This is a genomic window from Nocardioides flavus (ex Wang et al. 2016) (assembly GCF_014653115.1).
In the GTDB taxonomy this organism is placed as follows: Bacteria; Actinomycetota; Actinomycetes; order Propionibacteriales; family Nocardioidaceae; genus Nocardioides; species Nocardioides flavus.
In genome coordinates, this window is the sequence record NZ_BNAD01000008.1 from 1 (window position 1) to 18,009 (window position 18,009).

The 18,009-nt window shown below is 73.5% G+C and carries 19 protein-coding genes; 10 read left to right on the plus strand and 9 right to left on the minus strand.

What is annotated here, in order from left to right; translation table 11 throughout:
* Positions 1 to 206 precede the first annotated feature (206 nt).
* Together IE200_RS13550 and IE200_RS13555 are read right to left on the minus strand one after the other, a co-directional pair.
* Positions 207 to 1,523 (minus strand): PhoH family protein, encoded by a 1,317-nt coding sequence (locus IE200_RS13550; protein ID WP_191280022.1) that lies wholly within the window; start codon positions 1,521 to 1,523, stop codon positions 207 to 209.
* Between the two features lie 229 nt (positions 1,524 to 1,752).
* A complete protein-coding gene (locus IE200_RS13555; RefSeq protein ID WP_191280023.1) occupies positions 1,753 to 2,532 on the minus strand; it encodes an isoprenyl transferase in 780 nt (259 codons plus the stop codon).
* A gap of 96 nt (positions 2,533 to 2,628) precedes the next feature.
* Here IE200_RS13555 and trhA point away from each other — a divergent pair, with 96 nt between their 5' ends.
* On the plus strand, positions 2,629 to 3,354 hold the full coding sequence (trhA, locus tag IE200_RS13560; RefSeq protein WP_308433010.1) for a PAQR family membrane homeostasis protein TrhA: 726 nt from the start codon (positions 2,629 to 2,631) through the stop codon (positions 3,352 to 3,354).
* 243 nt (positions 3,355 to 3,597) lie between these two features.
* On the plus strand, positions 3,598 to 3,975 hold the full coding sequence (locus IE200_RS13565; protein ID WP_191280024.1) for a hypothetical protein: 378 nt from the start codon (positions 3,598 to 3,600) through the stop codon (positions 3,973 to 3,975).
* Here IE200_RS13565 and IE200_RS13570 read toward each other — a convergent pair.
* A complete protein-coding gene (locus tag IE200_RS13570; protein WP_191280025.1) occupies positions 3,962 to 4,885 on the minus strand; it encodes a DUF1353 domain-containing protein in 924 nt (307 codons plus the stop codon). The two genes, IE200_RS13565 and IE200_RS13570, sit on opposite strands and share 14 nt — an antisense overlap.
* A gap of 70 nt (positions 4,886 to 4,955) precedes the next feature.
* On the opposite strand from IE200_RS13570, the gene IE200_RS13575 reads away from it, so the two are divergent.
* A complete protein-coding gene (locus tag IE200_RS13575) occupies positions 4,956 to 6,095 on the plus strand; it encodes a glycosyltransferase (protein ID WP_191280026.1) in 1,140 nt (379 codons plus the stop codon).
* Positions 6,096 to 6,101: 6 nt separating this feature from the next.
* Here the strand turns inward: IE200_RS13575 and IE200_RS13580 are convergent, their stop codons facing one another.
* From IE200_RS13580 to IE200_RS13595, 4 genes are all read right to left on the minus strand, one after another.
* Complete coding sequence (locus IE200_RS13580) at positions 6,102 to 7,265, minus strand: phosphatase PAP2 family protein (RefSeq protein ID WP_191280027.1); 1,164 nt, start codon at positions 7,263 to 7,265, stop codon at positions 6,102 to 6,104.
* A gap of 88 nt (positions 7,266 to 7,353) precedes the next feature.
* Positions 7,354 to 8,424, minus strand: a complete 1,071-nt coding sequence (locus tag IE200_RS13585; RefSeq protein ID WP_191280028.1) for a hypothetical protein — start codon at positions 8,422 to 8,424, stop codon at positions 7,354 to 7,356.
* On the minus strand, positions 8,421 to 9,668 hold the full coding sequence (locus tag IE200_RS13590; protein ID WP_191280029.1) for a hypothetical protein: 1,248 nt from the start codon (positions 9,666 to 9,668) through the stop codon (positions 8,421 to 8,423). The genes IE200_RS13585 and IE200_RS13590 overlap by 4 nt, the downstream gene beginning before the upstream one ends.
* Positions 9,665 to 10,180, minus strand: coding sequence for a SigE family RNA polymerase sigma factor (locus tag IE200_RS13595; RefSeq protein WP_191280030.1), 516 nt, complete (start codon positions 10,178 to 10,180; stop codon positions 9,665 to 9,667). Before IE200_RS13595 ends, IE200_RS13590 begins: the two co-directional genes overlap by 4 nt.
* A 190-nt stretch (positions 10,181 to 10,370) precedes the next feature.
* On the opposite strand from IE200_RS13595, the gene IE200_RS13600 reads away from it, so the two are divergent.
* The 5 genes from IE200_RS13600 to IE200_RS13620 are packed head-to-tail and all read left to right on the plus strand — an operon-like array spanning position 10,371 to position 15,591.
* Positions 10,371 to 11,363, plus strand: coding sequence for a YihY/virulence factor BrkB family protein (locus IE200_RS13600; protein ID WP_191280031.1), 993 nt, complete (start codon positions 10,371 to 10,373; stop codon positions 11,361 to 11,363).
* On the plus strand, positions 11,360 to 12,514 hold the full coding sequence (gene nagA, locus IE200_RS13605) for an N-acetylglucosamine-6-phosphate deacetylase (RefSeq protein WP_191280032.1): 1,155 nt from the start codon (positions 11,360 to 11,362) through the stop codon (positions 12,512 to 12,514). Before IE200_RS13600 ends, nagA begins: the two co-directional genes overlap by 4 nt.
* 17 nt (positions 12,515 to 12,531) lie before the next feature.
* On the plus strand, positions 12,532 to 12,816 hold the full coding sequence (locus IE200_RS13610) for a DeoR/GlpR transcriptional regulator (RefSeq protein WP_191280033.1): 285 nt from the start codon (positions 12,532 to 12,534) through the stop codon (positions 12,814 to 12,816).
* Positions 12,813 to 14,939: an alpha-galactosidase gene (locus tag IE200_RS13615; RefSeq protein WP_191280034.1), complete on the plus strand. Its 2,127-nt coding sequence runs from the start codon at positions 12,813 to 12,815 to the stop codon at positions 14,937 to 14,939. Before IE200_RS13610 ends, IE200_RS13615 begins: the two co-directional genes overlap by 4 nt.
* A gap of 28 nt (positions 14,940 to 14,967) precedes the next feature.
* Positions 14,968 to 15,591, plus strand: a complete 624-nt coding sequence (locus tag IE200_RS13620; RefSeq protein ID WP_191280035.1) for an SAM-dependent methyltransferase — start codon at positions 14,968 to 14,970, stop codon at positions 15,589 to 15,591.
* On the opposite strand, the gene IE200_RS13625 is transcribed toward IE200_RS13620, so the two are convergent.
* Positions 15,588 to 15,824, minus strand: a complete 237-nt coding sequence (locus IE200_RS13625; protein ID WP_191280036.1) for a hypothetical protein — start codon at positions 15,822 to 15,824, stop codon at positions 15,588 to 15,590. The two genes, IE200_RS13620 and IE200_RS13625, sit on opposite strands and share 4 nt — an antisense overlap.
* A 23-nt stretch (positions 15,825 to 15,847) precedes the next feature.
* Complete coding sequence (gene mca, locus IE200_RS13630; protein ID WP_191280037.1) at positions 15,848 to 16,759, minus strand: mycothiol conjugate amidase Mca; 912 nt, start codon at positions 16,757 to 16,759, stop codon at positions 15,848 to 15,850.
* Positions 16,760 to 16,796: 37 nt separating this feature from the next.
* Here mca and IE200_RS13635 point away from each other — a divergent pair, with 37 nt between their 5' ends.
* Together IE200_RS13635 and greA are read left to right on the plus strand one after the other, a co-directional pair.
* A complete protein-coding gene (locus IE200_RS13635) occupies positions 16,797 to 17,189 on the plus strand; it encodes a DUF4307 domain-containing protein (RefSeq protein WP_191280038.1) in 393 nt (130 codons plus the stop codon).
* Between the two features lie 178 nt (positions 17,190 to 17,367).
* Positions 17,368 to 17,859: a transcription elongation factor GreA gene (gene greA, locus IE200_RS13640; protein WP_191280039.1), complete on the plus strand. Its 492-nt coding sequence runs from the start codon at positions 17,368 to 17,370 to the stop codon at positions 17,857 to 17,859.
* The last annotated feature ends 150 nt before the right edge of the window (positions 17,860 to 18,009 follow it).

Sequence of the window (18,009 nt, forward strand, 5' to 3'; positions counted from 1 at the left end):
TCGCGTTCGGCTTCCACTCACCCCAACCCCTCATCGCGCTCGCGATGCTCAGCCGCGGCCCCTACAGACCAGCCCTCCCAAGCCGAGCATGACCCACACATCAGTCAGGAGAGCCGGTCAACCGGTGGTCGGTGAACTTCTCACCCGTTGCAAAGGGCAAGAAGTTCATGAACCACCGGTTGACCGGTGATCACGACGGGCGGCCGTCAGAGGGTGACGTCCTCCAGCATCTCGGTCACCAGCGCCGCGACCGGCGAACGCTCGGAGCGGTTGAGGGTCACGTGGGCGAAGAGCGGGTGGCCCTTGAGCTTCTCCACCACCGCGACGATGCCGTCGTGGCGGCCCACCCGGAGGTTGTCGCGCTGGGCGACGTCGTGGGTGAGCACGACCTTGGAGTTGGCGCCGATGCGCGAGAGGACCGTCAGGAGCACGTTGCGCTCCAGCGACTGCGCCTCGTCGACGATCACGAAGGAGTCGTGGAGCGAGCGGCCGCGGATGTGGGTGAGCGGCAGCACCTCGAGCATGCCGCGGTCCATCACCTCGTCGATGACGTCCTTGCCGGTCAGGGCACCGAGGGTGTCGAAGACCGCCTGGGCCCACGGCGACATCTTCTCGTTCTCCGAGCCGGGGAGGTAGCCGAGCTCCTGGCCGCCGACGGCGAAGAGGGGCCGGAAGACCACCACCTTCTTGTGCTGGCGGCGTTCCATCACGGCCTCGAGGCCCGCGCACAGCGCCATCGCCGACTTGCCGGTGCCGGCACGACCGCCGAGGGAGACGATGCCGACCTCGGGGTCGAGGAGCATCTCCAGCGCGACCCGCTGCTCCGCGGAGCGGCCGTGCACGCCGAAGGCGTCGCGGTCCCCGCGCACGAGGTGCACCCGCTTGTCCGCGCCGACCCGTCCCAGCGCCGTGCCGCGGTCGGAGATCAGGACGAGGCCGTTGTGGCACGGCAGGTCGCGAGCCTCGGCGAGGTCGACCACCCCGTCCTCGTAGAGCTCGTCGAGGTCGGAGGCAGGCACCTCCAGCTCGGTCATGCCCGTGTAGCCGGAGTCGCTGATCGCCTCCGCGCGGTACTCCTGGGCGTCGAGGCCGACCGCGGAGGCCTTGATCCGCAGCGGGAGGTCCTTGGAGACCAGGGTGACCGTGTGGCCCTCGTTGGCCAGGTTGCGGGCGACGGCGAGGATCCGCGTGTCGTTGTCGCCGAGGCGGAAGCCCGATGGCAGGGACTCGGCGTCGGTGTGGTTGAGCTCGACGCGCAGCGTGCCGCCCTCCGTGCCGATGCCCACCGGCTCGTCGAGGCGACCGTGGACGACGCGGAGGTCGTCGAGCGCGCGCAGCGCGGTGCGGGCGAAGTAGCCCAGCTCGGGGTGGTGCCGCTTGCCCTCGAGCTCGGTGATCACCACCACGGGCAGGACGACCTCGTGCTCGGCGAAGCGGGTCAGCGCACCCGGGTCGGCGAGGAGGACGCTGGTGTCCAGGACGTACGTGCGACGGGCGGTGCTGAGCGGAGCGGTGCTGGCCACGACTAACCCCTTGCTGCGGGTCGGCGCGCGCACTCCTCGCCCGGCCCGATGTCATTCAACGGACCGAGGAGCTCCCATCTGAGTGCTCAAGGCTGCCTCCCGGTTCAGCAGGCTTCCCCACCTGCCGATACGGGCGAACGTACGCCCGCCACCACGACGATCCGGGGCGACACGCCCGAACGCGAGGTGACGGCCGGGTGACGTCTGGCGAGGCGTCGGGGCGGACCGCTCAGCCGCCGAACCGGCGCTCGCGCTCGGCGTACGCCCGGATCGCGCGCAGGAAGTCGACCCGGCGGAAGTCGGGCCACAGGGCCTCGCAGAAGTAGAACTCCGAGTTGGCCGACTGCCACAGCAGGAAGCCGCCGAGTCGCTGCTCCCCCGACGTACGGATCACGAGGTCGGGGTCGGGCTGGCCCTTGGTGTAGAGGTGCTCGGCGATGTGCTCGACGTCGATGATGTCGGCCAGCTCCTCGAGCGAGGTGCCCCTGGCGGCGTGGTCGGCCAGCAGCGCGCGCACGGCGTCGGCGATCTCGCGGCGACCGCCGTAGCCGACCGCGACGTTGACCAGGATGCCGTCGATGTCGCGGGTGGCCTCCTCGGCGGCCTTGAGCCGCTCGGCCGTCCGGGTGGGCAACAGGTCGAGCGCGCCCACGGGGTGGATGCGCCAGCGGCCCGCCTCGGCGAGCGACTCCACGGCACCCTCGATGATCGCCAGCAGCCCGGTCAGCTGCTCGGGCGGCCGGTTGGTGAGGTTGTCGCTGGACAGCAGCCACAGGGTGACCACCTCGACGCCGACCTCCTCGCACCAGCCGAGGAGCGGGCGGATGTTGTCGGCGCCGGCCTGGTAGCCCTCGGCGGTGTTGAGCCCGACCGCCTTGGCCCAGCGGCGGTTGCCGTCGAGCATCACTCCCACGTGCTGGGGGATCTGGTCGTGGGGCAGGCGCTTCACCACCCGGGACTCGTAGGCCGGGTAGAGCACCCGTCGTACGGCGTCCTTCACGTTGACCATCGAACGATCGTAACGCCGGTGTGACCGGTCACTCGGTGTCGCCGACTGCGCGTCCCACACCCGTCCGGGTAATTTGGGCGACATGGAGAGCGGCTCGTGACCCCTCGCGACCGGGTCGAGCACGCCGTCGAGCGTGCCGGCGAGGTGATGGCCGACAAGATGGCGGAGGTCAAGCCGCACCTGCGCGGCTGGCTGCACGCCGGCACCGCGCCGCTGGCGCTCGCTGCCGGCATCGTGCTGGTGGCGCTCTCGCCGACCCCGTCCACCCGGATCGGCTCGGCGGCCTTCGCGCTGTCCGCTCTCCTGGTCTTCACCGTCTCCGCGATCTACCACCGCGGCACCTGGTCGCCGCGCACGTGGGCGTTCCTGCGGCGCTTCGACCACGCCAACATCTTCGTCCTGATCGCCGGCACCTACACGCCCTACGCGCTGCTCTTCCTCGACGGCACCGCGCGTACGACGCTCCTGCTCGTCGTGTGGGGCGCCGCCATCGCCGGCGTCTTCTTCCGCGTCTTCTGGACCGACGCGCCCCGCTGGCTCTACACCCCGATGTACATCGCCCTCGGCTGGGCGGCGGTGTTCTTCATCCCGCAGTTCATGGAGGGCGCCGACCGCTTCAGCAGCGGCGTCGCGGTCGCCACGCTCGTCCTCGTCGCGACCGGCGGCATCCTCTACACCCTCGGCGGCGTGGTCTACGGCCTCAAGCGACCCAACCCGTCGCCGCGGTGGTTCGGCTTCCACGAGGTCTTCCACTCGTTCACGGTGCTCGCCTTCGCCGCGCACTACGTCGGCGTCTCGCTCGCGACGTACTCCCTGCGCTGAGCCCGGCCCCCGGCGTCCCCGCCTCTCCCCCACCCCGCCTCTCCCCCACCCCGCCTCTCCCCCACCCCGCCTCTCCCCCACCCCGGTAGTCAGGGACGTTCTGGTAGGCGATCCGCCCGTTCTTCCGACCAGAACGTCCCTGACTACCCGGGCACGGCCGGGTGAGGTCGCTCACGACCGGAAACGATCGGCGGAGCCGGCGCGTCGTGCAGGGGAAGTCCTGTCCCCGACCCCCGCGACGAGATGCCTGACCCAGACACCGACACCGACCGCCAGCCGCTCCTCGACCTCAGCGTCCCGCAGCTGGTCGCCGGCGCCACCGCCGCCGCGACCTCGGCGGTCCTCATCAGCCGCCTCGACCTGCTCGGCACCGTCATCGGCGCCGCGTTCGCCAGCGTCGTCTCGGCGGTCGTGACGTCCGGCCTCATCGGCGGCTGGCACCGGGTCCGTACGGTCCCGAGCCGGTTCCCACGCAACGTGAACGGCATGGTGGTGACCGCCCTCGCCCTCGGCCTGGTCGTCCTCGCCGGTCAGGCGGGCGTCGAGCTCGTCACCCAGGACCTCCCGCGTGACACCTTCGCGGCGCGCTGGCTGGCGGAGGTGGGCCTCAGCCGAGGCTGAGCGCGGCGAAGAGGACCAGCGAGCCGACCACGACGACGGCCGCGAGCGCCCACGCCGCGAGCGACGACCGCCGGGCCAGCCGCTCGAGCAGGACGTACGTCGCGGCGATGAGCGCCAGCCCGACCGTGACGTGCAGCAGCACGGCCAGCATCACCCCCGCGATCGCCCCCGCGGTCCGCAGCCGGCCCCACAGCAGGCTCAGGGCCAGCGGGAGCACGACGGCGCCCGCGAAGCCGCCGGCCACCTCGGCCCACCACGGGCGCTCGCCCATCCACGGCACGTCGACCGCACCCGCCCAGGACCGGTCGAACAGGTCGCTGGTCGCGCTGTAGCCGAGGTAGACGATCGAGGCGATCGTCACCGCGGCCGCCACGCGGTAGGACCAGTGCCTCGCACGCGACCACGGCACCGACCGGCCGACGACGATCGTCGCGACGGTGACCGCCGTCCAGACGATCCACCGCCGCACCACTCCGGTGCCCGTGTCGGCCATCGCGTCGCGGAACACCCGGTCGGCCTCGACCCGGTCGACCACGAGCCCCTCGGTCGAGACGTACGAGGTGGGGTCGCCGCGGCCGGCCACCAGCGCGTCGTGCAGGAGCGCGGCGGGCAGGTGCGCCCCGGTCTTGGGCACCAGCCAGGTGAACAGGGCGGGCACGGACGTCAGGTCGGTGCGGAAGTCGGCGCGCGCGGGCACCAGGAGCTCGCCGAGGTGCCGGTCGAGGTAGGCCAGCCGGCGAGCCAGCGCGAACGTCTCCACGCCCTCCTCGGAGTGGCGCTCGAGCACGATGCGCGGGTCGGTCGCAGGGTCGGGCGGCTCGCCCGGCCCGTCCCCGGTCGGCAGCGTCCCTCCGTCGTAGAAGCGGCGCGGCTGCTGCACCACCTGGGTCATGTGCTCCCGAGCGTCCATGCCCACAGTCTGGCGCCGCGGTCCGACACCGCGCGAGCACGAGCCGCCGGATCCGTACGCTGGGCGCACCATGCGACTCCTCGTCACGTTCGTCGGCGGCCTCGGTCACCTGGCTCCGCTGCTCCCGCTGGCGCGTGCCGCCCGCGATGCCGGGCACGACGTCGCCCTCGCCGGCTCCGGAGGACTCGTGCCGCACATCGAGCAGGCCGGGTTCACCGCCTTCGCGACGAGCCCGCCGCCCCACCACGCCCAGGCGCCGGACCGCCAGCCGCGCACGCCGCTGGAGGTGATGGACGCCCACGCGGCCGAGGTCGAGTTCGCCGACAACTTCGCCGACCGCGGCGCGCGTCGGATGGCCGGCGCGGTCCCCGCGATCCTGCGCGACTTCCGCCCCGACCTGGTGCTGCGCGACGAGACCGACCTCGGCACGACGATCGCCGCGGAGCTCCACGGAACGCCGGTCGCGACGCACCTCGTGCTCGCCTCGGGCATGATCGTCCGACCCGACCTGGTGGCGCCGCGCCTCGACGTCGTCCGCGCCGAGCACGGCCTGCCAGCCGACCCGGACCTGACCCGCCTGACCTCGGGCCCCGTCCTGTCGGCGGCAGCGCCGTCGTTCCGCAGCCCGGACGCGCCGCTGCGCGTGACTGATCCCGTCCACTACCGGGCCGGGGCCACCCCGGTCACGCGCAAGCGCCCCGGGCGCACCTGCGTCTACGCGACCCTCGGGACCATCTTCAACAAGGGCTCCGGCGACCTCTTCGAGCGCCTCGCGAGCGGGCTGGGCGCACTCGACGCCGACGTGCTGCTGACGGTCGGTCGTGACGTCGACCCCGCGGACCTGGGCCCGGTGCCCGCGCGCGTACGGGTGGAGCGGTTCGTGCCGCACGAGGAGGCGGTGGCCGCGGCCGACGTCGTGGTCCACCACGGAGGATCGGGGAGCCTCATGGCGGCCCTGGCCCACGGCCTGCCCTCCGTGCTCCTGCCACTCGGTGCCGACCAGCCCCACAACGCGCGTCGCGCACACGAACTCGGCCTCGCCGCGACGCTCGACGCGGCGACGGCCACGCCGGCCGAGGTCGGCCGGGCGGTGGATCGCGCCCTGGCAGACGCATCCATGCGGTCCCGCTGCGAGGCGGTCGCGGCGGAGCTCCGCGCACTCCCGGACGCGGAGTCCGCCGTGGCCACCCTGTGCACCGCAGCGGCGTAGGCCCGCTCAGCCGCAGGCCCGCCTGGCGACCGTGTGGCCGATCAGGTAGGCGTCGTCCATGGCGTCGCGGAAGTGGATGCCACCCCAGATGCGTGACATGAACGCGTCCTGCTCGAGCGTGGCCAGGCTGGCGTACGTCCGGGGTGCCCCGGCGCCGTTCAGCGTCAGCGAGACGTCACCGAGGTGGCACCGCACCGTCTCGGCGAACGCCGCGGTCAGGGTCCCGTGTCCGCTCGGGTACTCCGGGTACGGCGGCACGGGCAGCACCGGCGTCCACCCGGGCACCGTCTCGGTCAGCGGATCCCCGTCGTCGGTGGTGAGGGCGGCGCTGGGTCGCCAGAAGCCCTCGACGAACTTGTGCCGCCACGTCTGCCGCACGCCCTCGGCGGTGGCACGGTCGAGGTCGGCGAACAGGTCCGTCACCTCGGCGAGACCGAGCGGCTGGGTGCGCAGGTGCGCGATCAGCGCGTTGCGGTAGAGCGCGAACGCCGGCACGTTGAAGAACGTCGCCGTCGCGGCCTTCTCCGCGTCGGCCATCGAGCGGCCGTCGTCGCGGACCTCGGCGAGGTCGGCGCGGTAGGCAGGGCTGCCGACCGGGTCGGGGCCGTCGACGACGACCGGGCGTCCGCCGTCGACCCGGTCGACGAAGCCGTACCAGGGCGTCGCCATGGGTCGCGCGTCGGTCCAGACGCCGACGCCCGGCTGCGCCTCGTAGACGATCGAGGCGTCGCCGCGACCGTCGTCGACCCGGGACTCGATGACCCCCTCGGCCGCCTCGGCACCGATCGCGGAGCCGCGCGCCTCGGCGGGACCGTCCGGCACCTGGGCCAGGCTGGCCTCGAGCCGAGTGGCCAGGGTGCCCGCCGAGCCGGGGAAGTACTCCACGAGCACGTCGTGCGCTGCTCGCGCGACGGCGGCGACCTCCGAGGAGCCCGCCGTCTTGAGGCTCTTGCGTGCCGCCCGGTCGACCGCCGTGCTCGCGAACGACAGGTACAGCCCCTGCGCCGGCGAGAAGGGGACGGTCGCCAGGGCGGTGCCCTGCCAGTCGAGTGCCACCTCGGCGGAGGTGGGCGTGTCGGCGACGGCACCGGGCACGCCCGGAGCGGCGACGAGCCCGGCGGCGACAGCCGCCGTGGTGAGTCCCGAGAGACAACGATGGATGCGATTCATGTGCCTGACTCCTCTGGTGTTGGTTGTGCCCGAGAGAAGGTCCCGAGAGGTGCCCGAGAGCGAGAGCTCGTGTGGTGGCCGGGGCCGCCTAGGGGGTGGGCAGCGCGACCGCGCCGCGGGTGTCGACCTCGACGCAGGTCCGCGTGGCGGGCGTGCAGCTCGTGAGGGTCCATGACCCTTCGGGGACGCGGCGGTTGACGAGCATGACCGCGACGTCGCCGTAGGCCCAGGAGAAGAAGGCGTAGGTGTCCTCCTCGAACGGCTTCCACGTCTCGCCCGAGCTGAGCTCGGTGAAGGCGACACCGTGCGTCCCGTCCGCGATCTCGGCCGTGAGCAGCCACGTCCCGTCGGGGCTCAGACGGCCGGGGTACTCGAGCGTGGCCCCGACGGTCCTCGTCCGTGCGGACCCCGCCCGGTCGTAGACGTACGTGCCGCGGCCCGCGTGCTCCTGGCCGCCCACCCAGACCGCGCTGCGGCTGCTCACGTCGACGAACGACACGCCCGACCCGGCCTCCGTGCCGGACGCGGGCCGCGGCTGCCACGGCACCTCGGACGTCCCGGTGACCAGGTCGCGTCGGGCGAGATCGTGTCCTTCCTGTCCCTCGTAGCGCCACACCACCTGGCTCGAGGACACGTGGACCCAGCCGTTCCCGTGCCCCACGTGCTCGGCGTACTCCGCCGACGGCGAGACAGCGACGGCCTCCTGGCTGCGGGAGACCACCTCGTCGCGCGCCGTGTCGTAGACGACGAGGTCCCGCCCGTCGAACCACACTGCGACGTCGCCCTCCGGGTCCCCGCCCGGACCGGCGACGGTGCTGCGGCCGATCACGTGCGGGGTGTCGTCCCAGGGGTGGAACCACACCTGGCCGGTACGCGCGTCGCGGTACACCGCTCCCGTCCTGACCAGGGCGAGCCGCCGGACGGCGAGGCCGCCGATGGCGTCCGCCTCGGGGTGGACCGACGTCTCCGCGACGACGTCGCCGCGGTGCAGGCCGTCGGCGTCCCACCACACCGGCGCCGCACGACCGAGGTCGACCTGCGCGGGAGTCGATCCCGGCGTGTTCGTCGCGGACCGGGGCGGCTGCCCCGCGGGATCGCCGCCGCAGCCTGTCATCGCGAGGCCCAGCACGACCCAGGCGACCAGTCGTCCACGCGTCATCGCCAGTCCTCCAGTCTCGTCCAGGTCGCTCCCGCGTCGTCCGAGATCGCCGCGACGCCCTCGCCGCTCGCGAGCACGCGCCCGCCCACGGTCCGGACGTCGGCGATGCCGATCGAGGACGGCGACCCCGGCGCCGAGAACACCTGCCGGAAGGCGTCGTCCGAAGGCGAGGCGCGCCACACCGTCGTCCCGCGCTCGCTGTCGACCGCCAGGAACGACCCGTCGGGTGCGCACCGCACCTTCCACCACTGGTCCGCGGTCGGCGCGGCGTACGACGTCGTCTGCCAGCTGTCGCCGCCGTCACTGCTCGTGTGGATGTCCACGCCGGCGCCGGGGGCGGCGACGGACCACAGCGCCATCACGTCGGGGGGACAGTCCAGGACGTAGTCGCCGAACTGGGCAGTGGCGAGGGTGCGCACCTCTCGCTCGCCGCCGCTGCCCCACCAGACCTCCAGCCTCCCGGTCCCTCCCACGGAGCGCGGCTCGGGGTTGGCGCCCCACGGCGTGACCCCGCGTCCCGGAGGCACGGCGGAGCCGTCCCAGGCATCCGGCCAGACGTACGCCGTGCCGGACTCGGGGTCGAGGGCGCACCAGGTCGACCGCCAGCCTCCGCCGACAGCGCACTGGAACCACAGGCGCTCGTCCCGGGCGGCCACCTCGCCGCGGACCCGGTCGACCCTCCGCACCACGCCGTCCGCGCCGACCAGCCACTCGTCGGTGTGGTTGACGTGGGAGAGGAGGAACAGGTCGTCGCGCGGGCTGAGGACCTGGTAGGCGTCCACCTGCAGTCGCGGGACCGGGACGTAGGTCGTGCTCCGGTAGGCGTCCGTGGTGGCCGCGACCCCGGTGCGCCCGTCGGCCGCCCAGATCGCCAGCCGGGTGTCGGGGTCCCCGGCCGCGATCCCGGTGGCGCTCGCCCTCGCACGCTGGTCGAGCACCACGTCCCGCACGGACACCACCTCCGGGCTCCAGGTCGGTTCCACGTCGTCGGTCGGGGTGGGGGCCGGCGTGCTGGTCGGCGTCGGCACGGGAAGGACGGGCTGCGGGGAGCTGTCGGGCCTGCCGTCCACCAGGAAGGCGCCGGTGGTGACGACGGCGAGCGTCACGGCGGCCGCGACCGCCGCCTGCGCACGACGGCGCCGGGCCCGCGCGCCGCGGTGCACGGCACCGAGGTCCACCTCGGGCGGTGAGAGCTCCGCCGTGAGCCCGCGCGCGGCGTCACCCAGGACCTGGTCGAGGCTCATGGCGTCGCCCCCTCGCTGGGAAGGACGGGTTCGCCGAGGACGTGCACGAGGCGGCGGTGGGCGGCATGGCTGTGGCTCTTCACGGTGCCGGGCGACACTCCGAGGGTCTCTGCGATCTGTGCCTCGGTCAGGTCCTCGTAGTAACGCAGCACCACGACCGCGCGCTGCCGTGGCGGCAGGGCCAGCACCGCCTGCCAGACCCGCTGGTGCTCCACGACCTCGTCGAGGTGACCGCCCCAGGCAGGATCGTGGTGCAGCACCATGGGGGTCTCCCGCGACGACTTCGTGCGCCACCACGACGCCGCCCGGTTCACCACGACCTTGCGGGCATAGGCGAGCGGCGAGGCCATCTGGTCGATGCGCGACCAGCGCTGGCAGATCCGCACCAGCGACTCCTGCAGGACGTCCTCGGCGCGCTGGTAGTCGCCGGTCATCAGGTAGGCGGTGCGGAACAGCGCGGCGCTGTGCGCACGCACGAAGTCGGCGAAGCGCTCCTCCTCGTCGGGTCGCATCTCGCCTCCCTCCGACCGACCGCTGTCCTTCTCCACTCCTTGAATGCACCTGCGCGCGAAGAGGGTTGGGTCGGCACGACGACCGGCTCCTCGATTCTCCGCCCGCCCGCCTGCACGAGCGCCCGGCCGGCACGGCAGAGCCGCCGAGGTCTAGACCTGCCGCCGACCACGGACGCCCTAGGGTGCGCCCATGACCACCGCGCGCACCGTGCCCGTCACCACGGAGATGGACGGTGACGAGCTCGACGCGCTGGACGCCTGGCACCTCGCGCGCGAGCACGGCCTGAAGAAGATCGCCGTGGAGTCGTTCGTGCGGTTCCGCTACGGCGACGGCTTCACCAACTCCCGCGCGCTCGCGCTGCAGGCCTGCCTCGCGGTCGTCCCGTTCCTGCTCGCGCTGACCGGGCTCGCCTCCGACATCGACGAGGAGCGTCCGGCCGCGGTCGTCGCGCACGTGGTCGACTCGCTCTCGCCCGGCTCCGGGAACGGCGACGCGCTCGCCTCGGCGGTCGGCGACTCCGACACCTCCGAGCTCGCCGGGGAGGTCGCGCTCGTCCTCGGCCTGGGCTTCGCGCTCGTCTCGATGACGACCGCCATGGCGCAGGTGGAGCGCGGCGCCAACCGCATCTACGGCATCCGCCGCGACCGCAAGGCGCTGCACAAGTACGGCCGCGCCGCAGTCCTGACGGCGGTGCTCGCGGTGCCTGTGGGCGTCGGCTTCGTGATGATCGTCGGCGGGCTCGCCCTCGGCGAGGCGATGGCCGAGAACTACGGCTGGTCCGACCGCTCGGTCCTCTGGTGGAACGTGCTGCGCTGGCCGCTCGGGCTGGGGCTGCTGGTGTTCGCCATCGCGGTGCTGCTCGACCACGCACCGCGGCGTCGCCAGCCCGCCCTGTCGTGGCTCGCTCTGGGCTCGGGCATCGCCGTCGTCCTCAACGCCGTCGCGACCGCCGGGCTGGCGGCGTACGTCTCGTTCAGCGGGTCCTTCGGCAGCGTGTACGGCCCGCTCGCCGGCGTCTTCGTCCTGCTGCTCTGGGCCCTGCTGTCGTCGATCGCGTTCTTCTACGGCACCGCGGTGTGCGCGCAGCTCGAGGCGCTGCGAGCCGGCGAGGTCTCTCCCGCGCTCGAGGACCCGGGGCGCCCCCACGCGCGCACCGTCGGCGACCAGGTCGCCCCGCGGTGATCCTCGCCGCCGCGCGGGTGGTGACCCCGGCACAGGTCCTCGAGCCGGGGTGGCTGCTGGTCGACGGCGACCGCGTCGTGGAGGTCGGCCACGGGCAGCCGCCGCGGCCCGCCGACACCGACCTCGGCGCCGCCACGGTGGTCCCGGGCTTCGTCGACCTCCACGTGCACGGCGGCGGCGGGGCGTCCTTCGACACCGGCACGGTGGAGGCGGCCGAGGTCGCGATCGCCACGCACCTCGCTCGCGGCACCACGTCGATGGCCGCGAGCCTCGTCACCGACTCCCCCGACAACACGGCCGCGGCCGTGCGGGGGCTGGCGCCGCTGGTCGGCGACGGCCGCCTCGCCGGCATCCACCTCGAAGGACCGTGGCTGAGCCCGCGACGCGCCGGCGCGCACCGGACGGACCTGCTGTCGCACCCCGACCCCGCCTCCGTCGAGGAGGTGCTGGCGGCCGGGGACCCTTCGACAGGCTCAGGACGGCGCGGCGCGGTGCGGATGGTCACGCTCGCCCCCGAGCTGCCGGGCGGGATCGATGCCGTGCGCCGGCTCGCCGACGCCGGGGTCCTGGTCGCGATCGGCCACACCGACGCGACGTACGACGAGGCCCGTGCAGCCATCGACGCCGGCGCGCGTCTCGGCACCCACCTCTTCAACGCGATGCGTCCGCTGCACCACCGCGACCCGGGCGCCGTGGGTGCCCTCCTCGACGCACCGGTCGACGTCGAGCTGGTCGCCGACGGCGTCCACCTGCACCCCGCCGTGCTCCGCACGGTCTTCGCGGCCAAGCCGGGCCGGTGCATCCTGGTGACCGACGCGACCGCTGCGGCCGGCGGCCCCGACGGCGAGCACCGCCTCGGGCCGATGGCGATCGTGGTCCGCGACGGCGTCGCCCGGCTCGCGGACGGCAGCCGGGACGGGGTGATCGCCGGGTCGACACTGACGATGGACGCGGCGGTCCGCTTCGCCGTACGCACCGCGGGGCTGCCGCTGCGCGACGTCGTGCACGCCGCCAGCACCGCACCCGCCGCGGCCTGGGGCCTGGCCGACGTCGGCGCGATCGAAGCGGGCCGCCGCGCCGACTTGGTCGTGCTCGACGACCACCTCGAGGTGGTCGGCGTGATGCGCGCCGGCGCCTGGGGGCGGCACTAGCCGTATCCGGTGGCCGGATGGCTCCCCGCCGATCGGCCGCCCCACCCAACCTGCTCGAGTCGGAGACCAACCGCGCGATGATCGAGCGGTCACGGCGCCTGATCGTCTGCGCCGACTCCAGCAAGTGGGGCGTCGTCGGCCTGAGCAGCATGGCGGGGTTGTCCGAGGCCGCGGTGCTCGTCACCGACTCCGGCCTGTCCGCCCACGCCAGTGGCGCGCTGGCCGACCACGTCGGCGAGCTGGTCGTCGTCGACCCGGTCGACGACGACGAGGACGAGCTCGGCCTGGCGGACGACGCATGAGTAGCGCCCCTGTCCACCTCACCCGGGGAGGCGTCAGCGTCGTGCTCGGCCGCGACGACCACGGCATCCCCGTCCTGCTGCACTGGGGCGCGGCCCTCGGCGACCTCGACGACGCCGGCCTCGACGCCCTGGCGACCGCCCGCCGGCCGGGCGCCTCGCGCTCGGCGTACGACGGCCCCCGCAGCACCGGGCTCGTGCCGGACGGCACTCGCGGCTACTCCGGCACTCCTGCGCTCGAGGGGCACCGCGTCGGCGGCGAGGCCACGGCCGCGGCCCCCAGCCTCGTCGACTGGGAGGTCCTCGCCGGGGACGCCGCGATCACCGCCAGGTCGGAGGACGTCGAGGCCGGGTGGTCGGTGGGAGTCCAGATCGGGCTCGACGACGGCGGCCTCCTGCACGCGCGTACGACGGTGAGCAACACCGCCGACGGCGACCTCCACCTCGCCTCGGTGCTCACCGCCCTGCCGGTGGGCTCGCACGCCACCGAGCTCCTCGACCTCACGGGCCGTTGGTGCAAGGAACGCTCGCCGCAGCGGCACCCGTGGGTGCAGGGCACGCACCGTCGCGACGCCCGCCACGGACGTACGGGCCACGACGCCACCCTGGTCATGGTCGCCGGCACACCGGGATTCGGCTTCGGCTCCGGCGAGCTGTGGGCGGTCCACACGGCGTGGAGCGGCAACCACACGCACTACGCCGAACGCACGCCCGAGGGGGAGGTCCTCCTCGGCGGCGGCGAGCTGCTCGCCCCCGGCGAGGTCGTGCTGGCGCCGGGCGAGACGTACGCGTCGCCGTGGCTGCTCGGCTCCTGGTCACCGGCGGGCCTCGACCCCATGAGCCACCGCTTCCACGCCCACCTGCGCTCGGTCACGCCGCGGGCGCGCGGCGAGCGCCCGGTCATCGCCAACTCGTGGGAGGCGGTCTATTTCGACCACTCCCTCGAGCGGATCGCCGAGCTGGCCGACGCCGCGGCCTCGGTCGGGGTCGAGCGCTTCGTCCTCGACGACGGGTGGTTCCTCGGCCGCCGCGACGACACCGCCGGCCTCGGCGACTGGACGGTCGACCCCGCCGTGTGGCCCCAGGGCCTGGGCCCGCTGGTGGACCACGTGCGCGGGTGCGGGATGGAGTTCGGACTGTGGGTCGAGCCCGAGATGGTCAACCTCGACTCCGAGACCGCCCGCGCACATCCTGAGCGGGTCCTCAGGGGCCGCTCCGCGATGCCACCCGAGTGGCGCCAGCAGCAGGTGCTCGACCTGCAGGACGAGGGAGCGTACGCCGACCTGCGCGCCGCACTCCTCGCGCTGCTCGACGAGCTGGACATCGCCTACCTCAAGTGGGACCACAACCGCGACCTCACCGACGCCACCCACGACGGTCGTCCGGCCGTGCACGGCCAGACGCTCGCGGCCTACCGGCTCCTCGACGAGCTGCGCGCGGCACACCCCGCCCTCGAGATCGAGTCCTGCTCGTCGGGGGGCGCCCGGGTGGACGCCGGGGTGCTGGCACGCACCGACCGGATCTGGCCCAGCGACACCATCGACCCCCTCGAGCGGCAGCACCTCCAGCGCTGGACCTCGCTGCTCGTCCCGCCGGAGCTGATGGGCTCGCACGTCGGCGGCGCCACCGCCCACACGACCGGTCGCACGCACACCCTGCGCTACCGCGCCGCCACCGCGCTGCTCCACTGGTTCGGCATCGAGTGGGACGTCTCGCGCCTCGACGAGGCGACCCTCGCCGAGCTGCGCGAGTGGATCGCCCTGCACAAGCGCGTCCGCCCGCTGATCGGCACCGGCACGCTCGTCCACCCCGACCACCCCGACCCGGCGGTGATGGTCACCGGCGTCGTCGCGGCCGACCGCTCGGAGGCGTGGTACGTCGTGGCGACGGTGGCCGCGACCGCGACCCAGCACCCCGCTCCCCTGCGCCTGACCGGGCTGGACCCCGAGCGCCGCTACCGGGTCACCGAGGAGATGCCGCGCGGGCCGGGGGGCGCCGACCTCACCGGGGCCTGGTCCGTGCACGGCACCGAGCCCACCGGGCGGGTCCTCGCCGCCGCGGGGGTGGCACTGCCGGTCCTCGACCCGGAGGAGGCGCGAGTGCTGCGGCTGGTGGCCGTGGGCTGAGGCCTACGCGGAGGCCTACGCTGAGTCCATGGACGCACGTGCGTGGGACGAGAGGTACGCCGCCAGCGACCTGGTGTGGTCGCGCGAGCCCAACCAGTTCGTGGCCGCCGAGCTCGCCGACCTGCCACCGGGCCGGGCCGTCGACCTCGCCGCCGGCGAGGGACGCAACGCGATCTGGCTCGCCGAGCGCGGGTGGTCGGCCACCGCGGTCGACTTCTCGCAGGTCGCGCTCGACAAGGGCGCGCGCCTGGCCGGGGACCTCTCGCTCGCGGGTGACGTGACGTGGGTCCGCGCCGACGCCACGACCTGGCAGCCCCCGGCGCCGGTCGACCTCGTCGTGGTGGCCTACCTCCAGGTGCCCGCGGAGGACCGCCGCCGCGCCGTGCGAGGCGCGGTCACCATGCTGCGCCCGGGCGGCACGCTGCTGCTCGTGGCCCACGACTCGACCAACCTCGCCGAGGGCACCGGAGGTCCGCAGGACCCGGCCGTGCTGATGACGGCCGACGACGTGCTCGGGGACCTCGAGGGGATGGACGTCGAGGTGTTGCGCGCGGAGCGCGTCGCGCGGGAGGTCGCCACGCAGGACCCGCACGGCGGCGCGGAGAGCCGTACGGCCTGGGACTGCCTCGTCCGCCTGGTGAGGGTCGCCTAGCTGTAGCGCTCGTCGGAGTCGGTCGTCGGGGCCGACCGGTCCACCGGCTCGTCGCCGTAGACGCCGGCGTCCTTGGCGGCCTGCGCCTTGCGCAGCTGCTTGACGAGGCTGAACGCGATCACGACCACCGCGAGGATCATGAAGATCCAGATCGCGAAGCCCAGCGGCCCGGCCTTCACCTGGGTGGGCTCGGGGGTCGGGTCTTGGACCAGGACGATCAGCAGGTCGAGCATGCCCCCATCATCCCACTCGCTCCTCAGGGCGCGGGCGTCGGGATCCCGGCGAACAGGTCGTCCTCGGGCAGCGAGCTCTCGACGTGGGAGTGGACGAGCTCGTAGTCCTCGGTGGGCCAGGTCTTCTGCTGGATCTCACGCGGGATCGCGAACCACATCCCGTCGGGGTCGATCTGCGTCGCGTGCGCCAGCAGCGCCTGGTCGCGGACGCCGAAGTACTCCCCGCACGGGACCCGGGTGGTGATCCGGTCGTCCCACTCCGGCTCGCGCTCCCAGGTGGCCAGGCGCTCGGTGTAGGGCGACTCCAGGTCGTGGGCCAGCATCGCCTCGTGCAGGGCGTTGGTCTTCGCCCAGCTCCAGCCGTGGTGGTAGTAGAGCTTGAGCGGCTGCCACGGCTCCCCCGCGTCGGGGAACCGCTCGGGGTCGCCGGCCGCGTGGTAGGCCGCGACGGAGACCTCGTGGCAGCGGATGTGGTCGGGGTGCGGGTAGCCCCCGCGCTCGTCGTACGTCGTGAGCACGTGCGGGCGGAAGCTGCGGATGAGGGCCACCAGCCGCTCGGTCGCCTCCTCCAGCGGGACCAGCGCGAAGCAGCCTTCGGGCAGCGGCGGCTTGGGGTCGCCCTCGGGCCAGCCGGAGTCGACGAAGCCGAGCCAGTCCTGCCGGATGCCGAGGATGTCGCGGGCGCGGTGCATCTCCTCGCGGCGGATCTCGGAGATGTTCTCCCAGACCTCCGGGCGGTCCATCTTGGCGTTGAGCACCGACCCGCGCTCGCCGCCGGTGCAGGTCGCGACGTGCACGTCGACGCCCTCCGCGACGTACTTCGCGGTCGACGCGGCGCCCTTGCTCGACTCGTCGTCGGGGTGGGCGTGCACGTGCATCAGGCGGAAGCCGGCGCGGGGCTTGTCCGTACGCCGGGCTGCGGGGGGCTGGGCCATGGTCCGCAGTCTAGGAGGCGGCACTTACGCTGGGTGCGTGACCACCGACCTCACCGACCGCTACGGCGCGCCCGCGCGCTGGCAGCGCCCGGTCGCCATCGGTGTCGCCGCCCTCCTGGCCGTCGTCGGCCTCACCTGGCTGGCGTGGACGGCGTGGTTCCACAGCACCCCGGGGGCGTCCTCGGAGGTCATCACCTACGAGGTGGTCAGCGACTACGAGATCCGCGCGCGCGTCGACGTACGCCTCGAGGACGGCGTGCAGGACGCCAGCTGCCGCGTACGGGCGCTCGCGGAGGACAAGACCGCCGTCGGGGAGCTCGCGTTCACCCCGGTCGCCGGGAGCAACGAGGTGGTCGTGCGCACCGAGCGACGCGCCACCACGGTCGAGAAGCTCGGCTGCACCGCCGAGGGCCAGCCACGCCCCCGCTGATCGGACCACCTGCGCTTTTCGCCGGGTCTTGCTAACCTGACAGTTCTGCCCGTCCGGGTGCGCAGGCCGACGTCCGTCGCCGCGCCGACTCCGATCGGACGGAAGACGAACCATCGACCCGATACGGGTGCGCTGAGGCACACCCGCATCCCAGTACCACGTGAGCAGGAGTAGTGACATGACCGACCAGGGCACCATCTGGCTGACCCAGGAGGCCTACGACAAGCTGCAGGCCGAGCTCGACGACCTCCGGGGCCCCAAGCGCCAGGAGATCATCGAGAAGATCGCCGCGGCGCGCGACGAGGGCGACCTCAAGGAGAACAGCGGCTACCACGCGGCCAAGGACGAGCAGGGCCAGCAGGAGGCTCGCGTCCGCCAGCTCGAGGACATGCTGCGCCGTGCCGAGGTCGGCGAGACGCCTCCCGACGACGGCGTGGTCGAGCCCGGCATGGTCGTCACCGTCGACTTCGGTGACGGCGACGAGGAGAAGTTCCTCCTCGGCGCCCGCGAGAACCTGTCCGACGGCGACACCCTCGACGTCTACTCCCCCGAGTCGGCGATGGGCGCCGCGATCAACGGCAAGTCCAAGGGCGACCAGGTCACCTACACCGCGCCCAACGGCAAGGAGCTGAGCGTCGTCATCGTCGACGCCGAGCCCTACAAGGCCTGAGCCTCACCGCCTCACGCGTCCGCAGGAGCGGTGAGTGAGACAGGATCTGCGACCGCGGAACCTGTCTCACTCACCGCTCCGCGGCATTTCGGCGTAGGAGCGGTGCATGGCGCAGGTTCGGGGCGTCCAGAACATGTGTCACTCACCGCC

Bases quoted from the DNA above. Each gene is read 5' to 3' on its own strand.
- IE200_RS13570 (WP_191280025.1), bottom strand. From the start codon at position 4,885: ATGGACGCTCGGGAGCACATGACCCAGGTGGTGCAGCAGCCGCGCCGC.
- IE200_RS13565 (WP_191280024.1), top strand. From the start codon at position 3,598: ATGCCTGACCCAGACACCGACACCGACCGCCAGCCGCTCCTCGACCTC.
- IE200_RS13600 (WP_191280031.1), top strand. From the start codon at position 10,371: ATGACCACCGCGCGCACCGTGCCCGTCACCACGGAGATGGACGGTGAC.
- greA (WP_191280039.1), top strand. From the start codon at position 17,368: ATGACCGACCAGGGCACCATCTGGCTGACCCAGGAGGCCTACGACAAG.
- IE200_RS13615 (WP_191280034.1), top strand. From the start codon at position 12,813: ATGAGTAGCGCCCCTGTCCACCTCACCCGGGGAGGCGTCAGCGTCGTG.
- IE200_RS13595 (WP_191280030.1), bottom strand. From the start codon at position 10,180: ATGCGACCCGACGAGGAGGAGCGCTTCGCCGACTTCGTGCGTGCGCAC.
- IE200_RS13580 (WP_191280027.1), bottom strand. From the start codon at position 7,265: ATGAATCGCATCCATCGTTGTCTCTCGGGACTCACCACGGCGGCTGTC.
- IE200_RS13620 (WP_191280035.1), top strand. From the start codon at position 14,968: ATGGACGCACGTGCGTGGGACGAGAGGTACGCCGCCAGCGACCTGGTG.
- IE200_RS13575 (WP_191280026.1), top strand. From the start codon at position 4,956: ATGCGACTCCTCGTCACGTTCGTCGGCGGCCTCGGTCACCTGGCTCCG.
- IE200_RS13610 (WP_191280033.1), top strand. From the start codon at position 12,532: ATGGCTCCCCGCCGATCGGCCGCCCCACCCAACCTGCTCGAGTCGGAG.
- IE200_RS13625 (WP_191280036.1), bottom strand. From the start codon at position 15,824: ATGCTCGACCTGCTGATCGTCCTGGTCCAAGACCCGACCCCCGAGCCC.
- IE200_RS13555 (WP_191280023.1), bottom strand. From the start codon at position 2,532: ATGGTCAACGTGAAGGACGCCGTACGACGGGTGCTCTACCCGGCCTAC.
- IE200_RS13585 (WP_191280028.1), bottom strand. From the start codon at position 8,424: ATGACGCGTGGACGACTGGTCGCCTGGGTCGTGCTGGGCCTCGCGATG.
- mca (WP_191280037.1), bottom strand. From the start codon at position 16,759: ATGGCCCAGCCCCCCGCAGCCCGGCGTACGGACAAGCCCCGCGCCGGC.
- IE200_RS13590 (WP_191280029.1), bottom strand. From the start codon at position 9,668: ATGAGCCTCGACCAGGTCCTGGGTGACGCCGCGCGCGGGCTCACGGCG.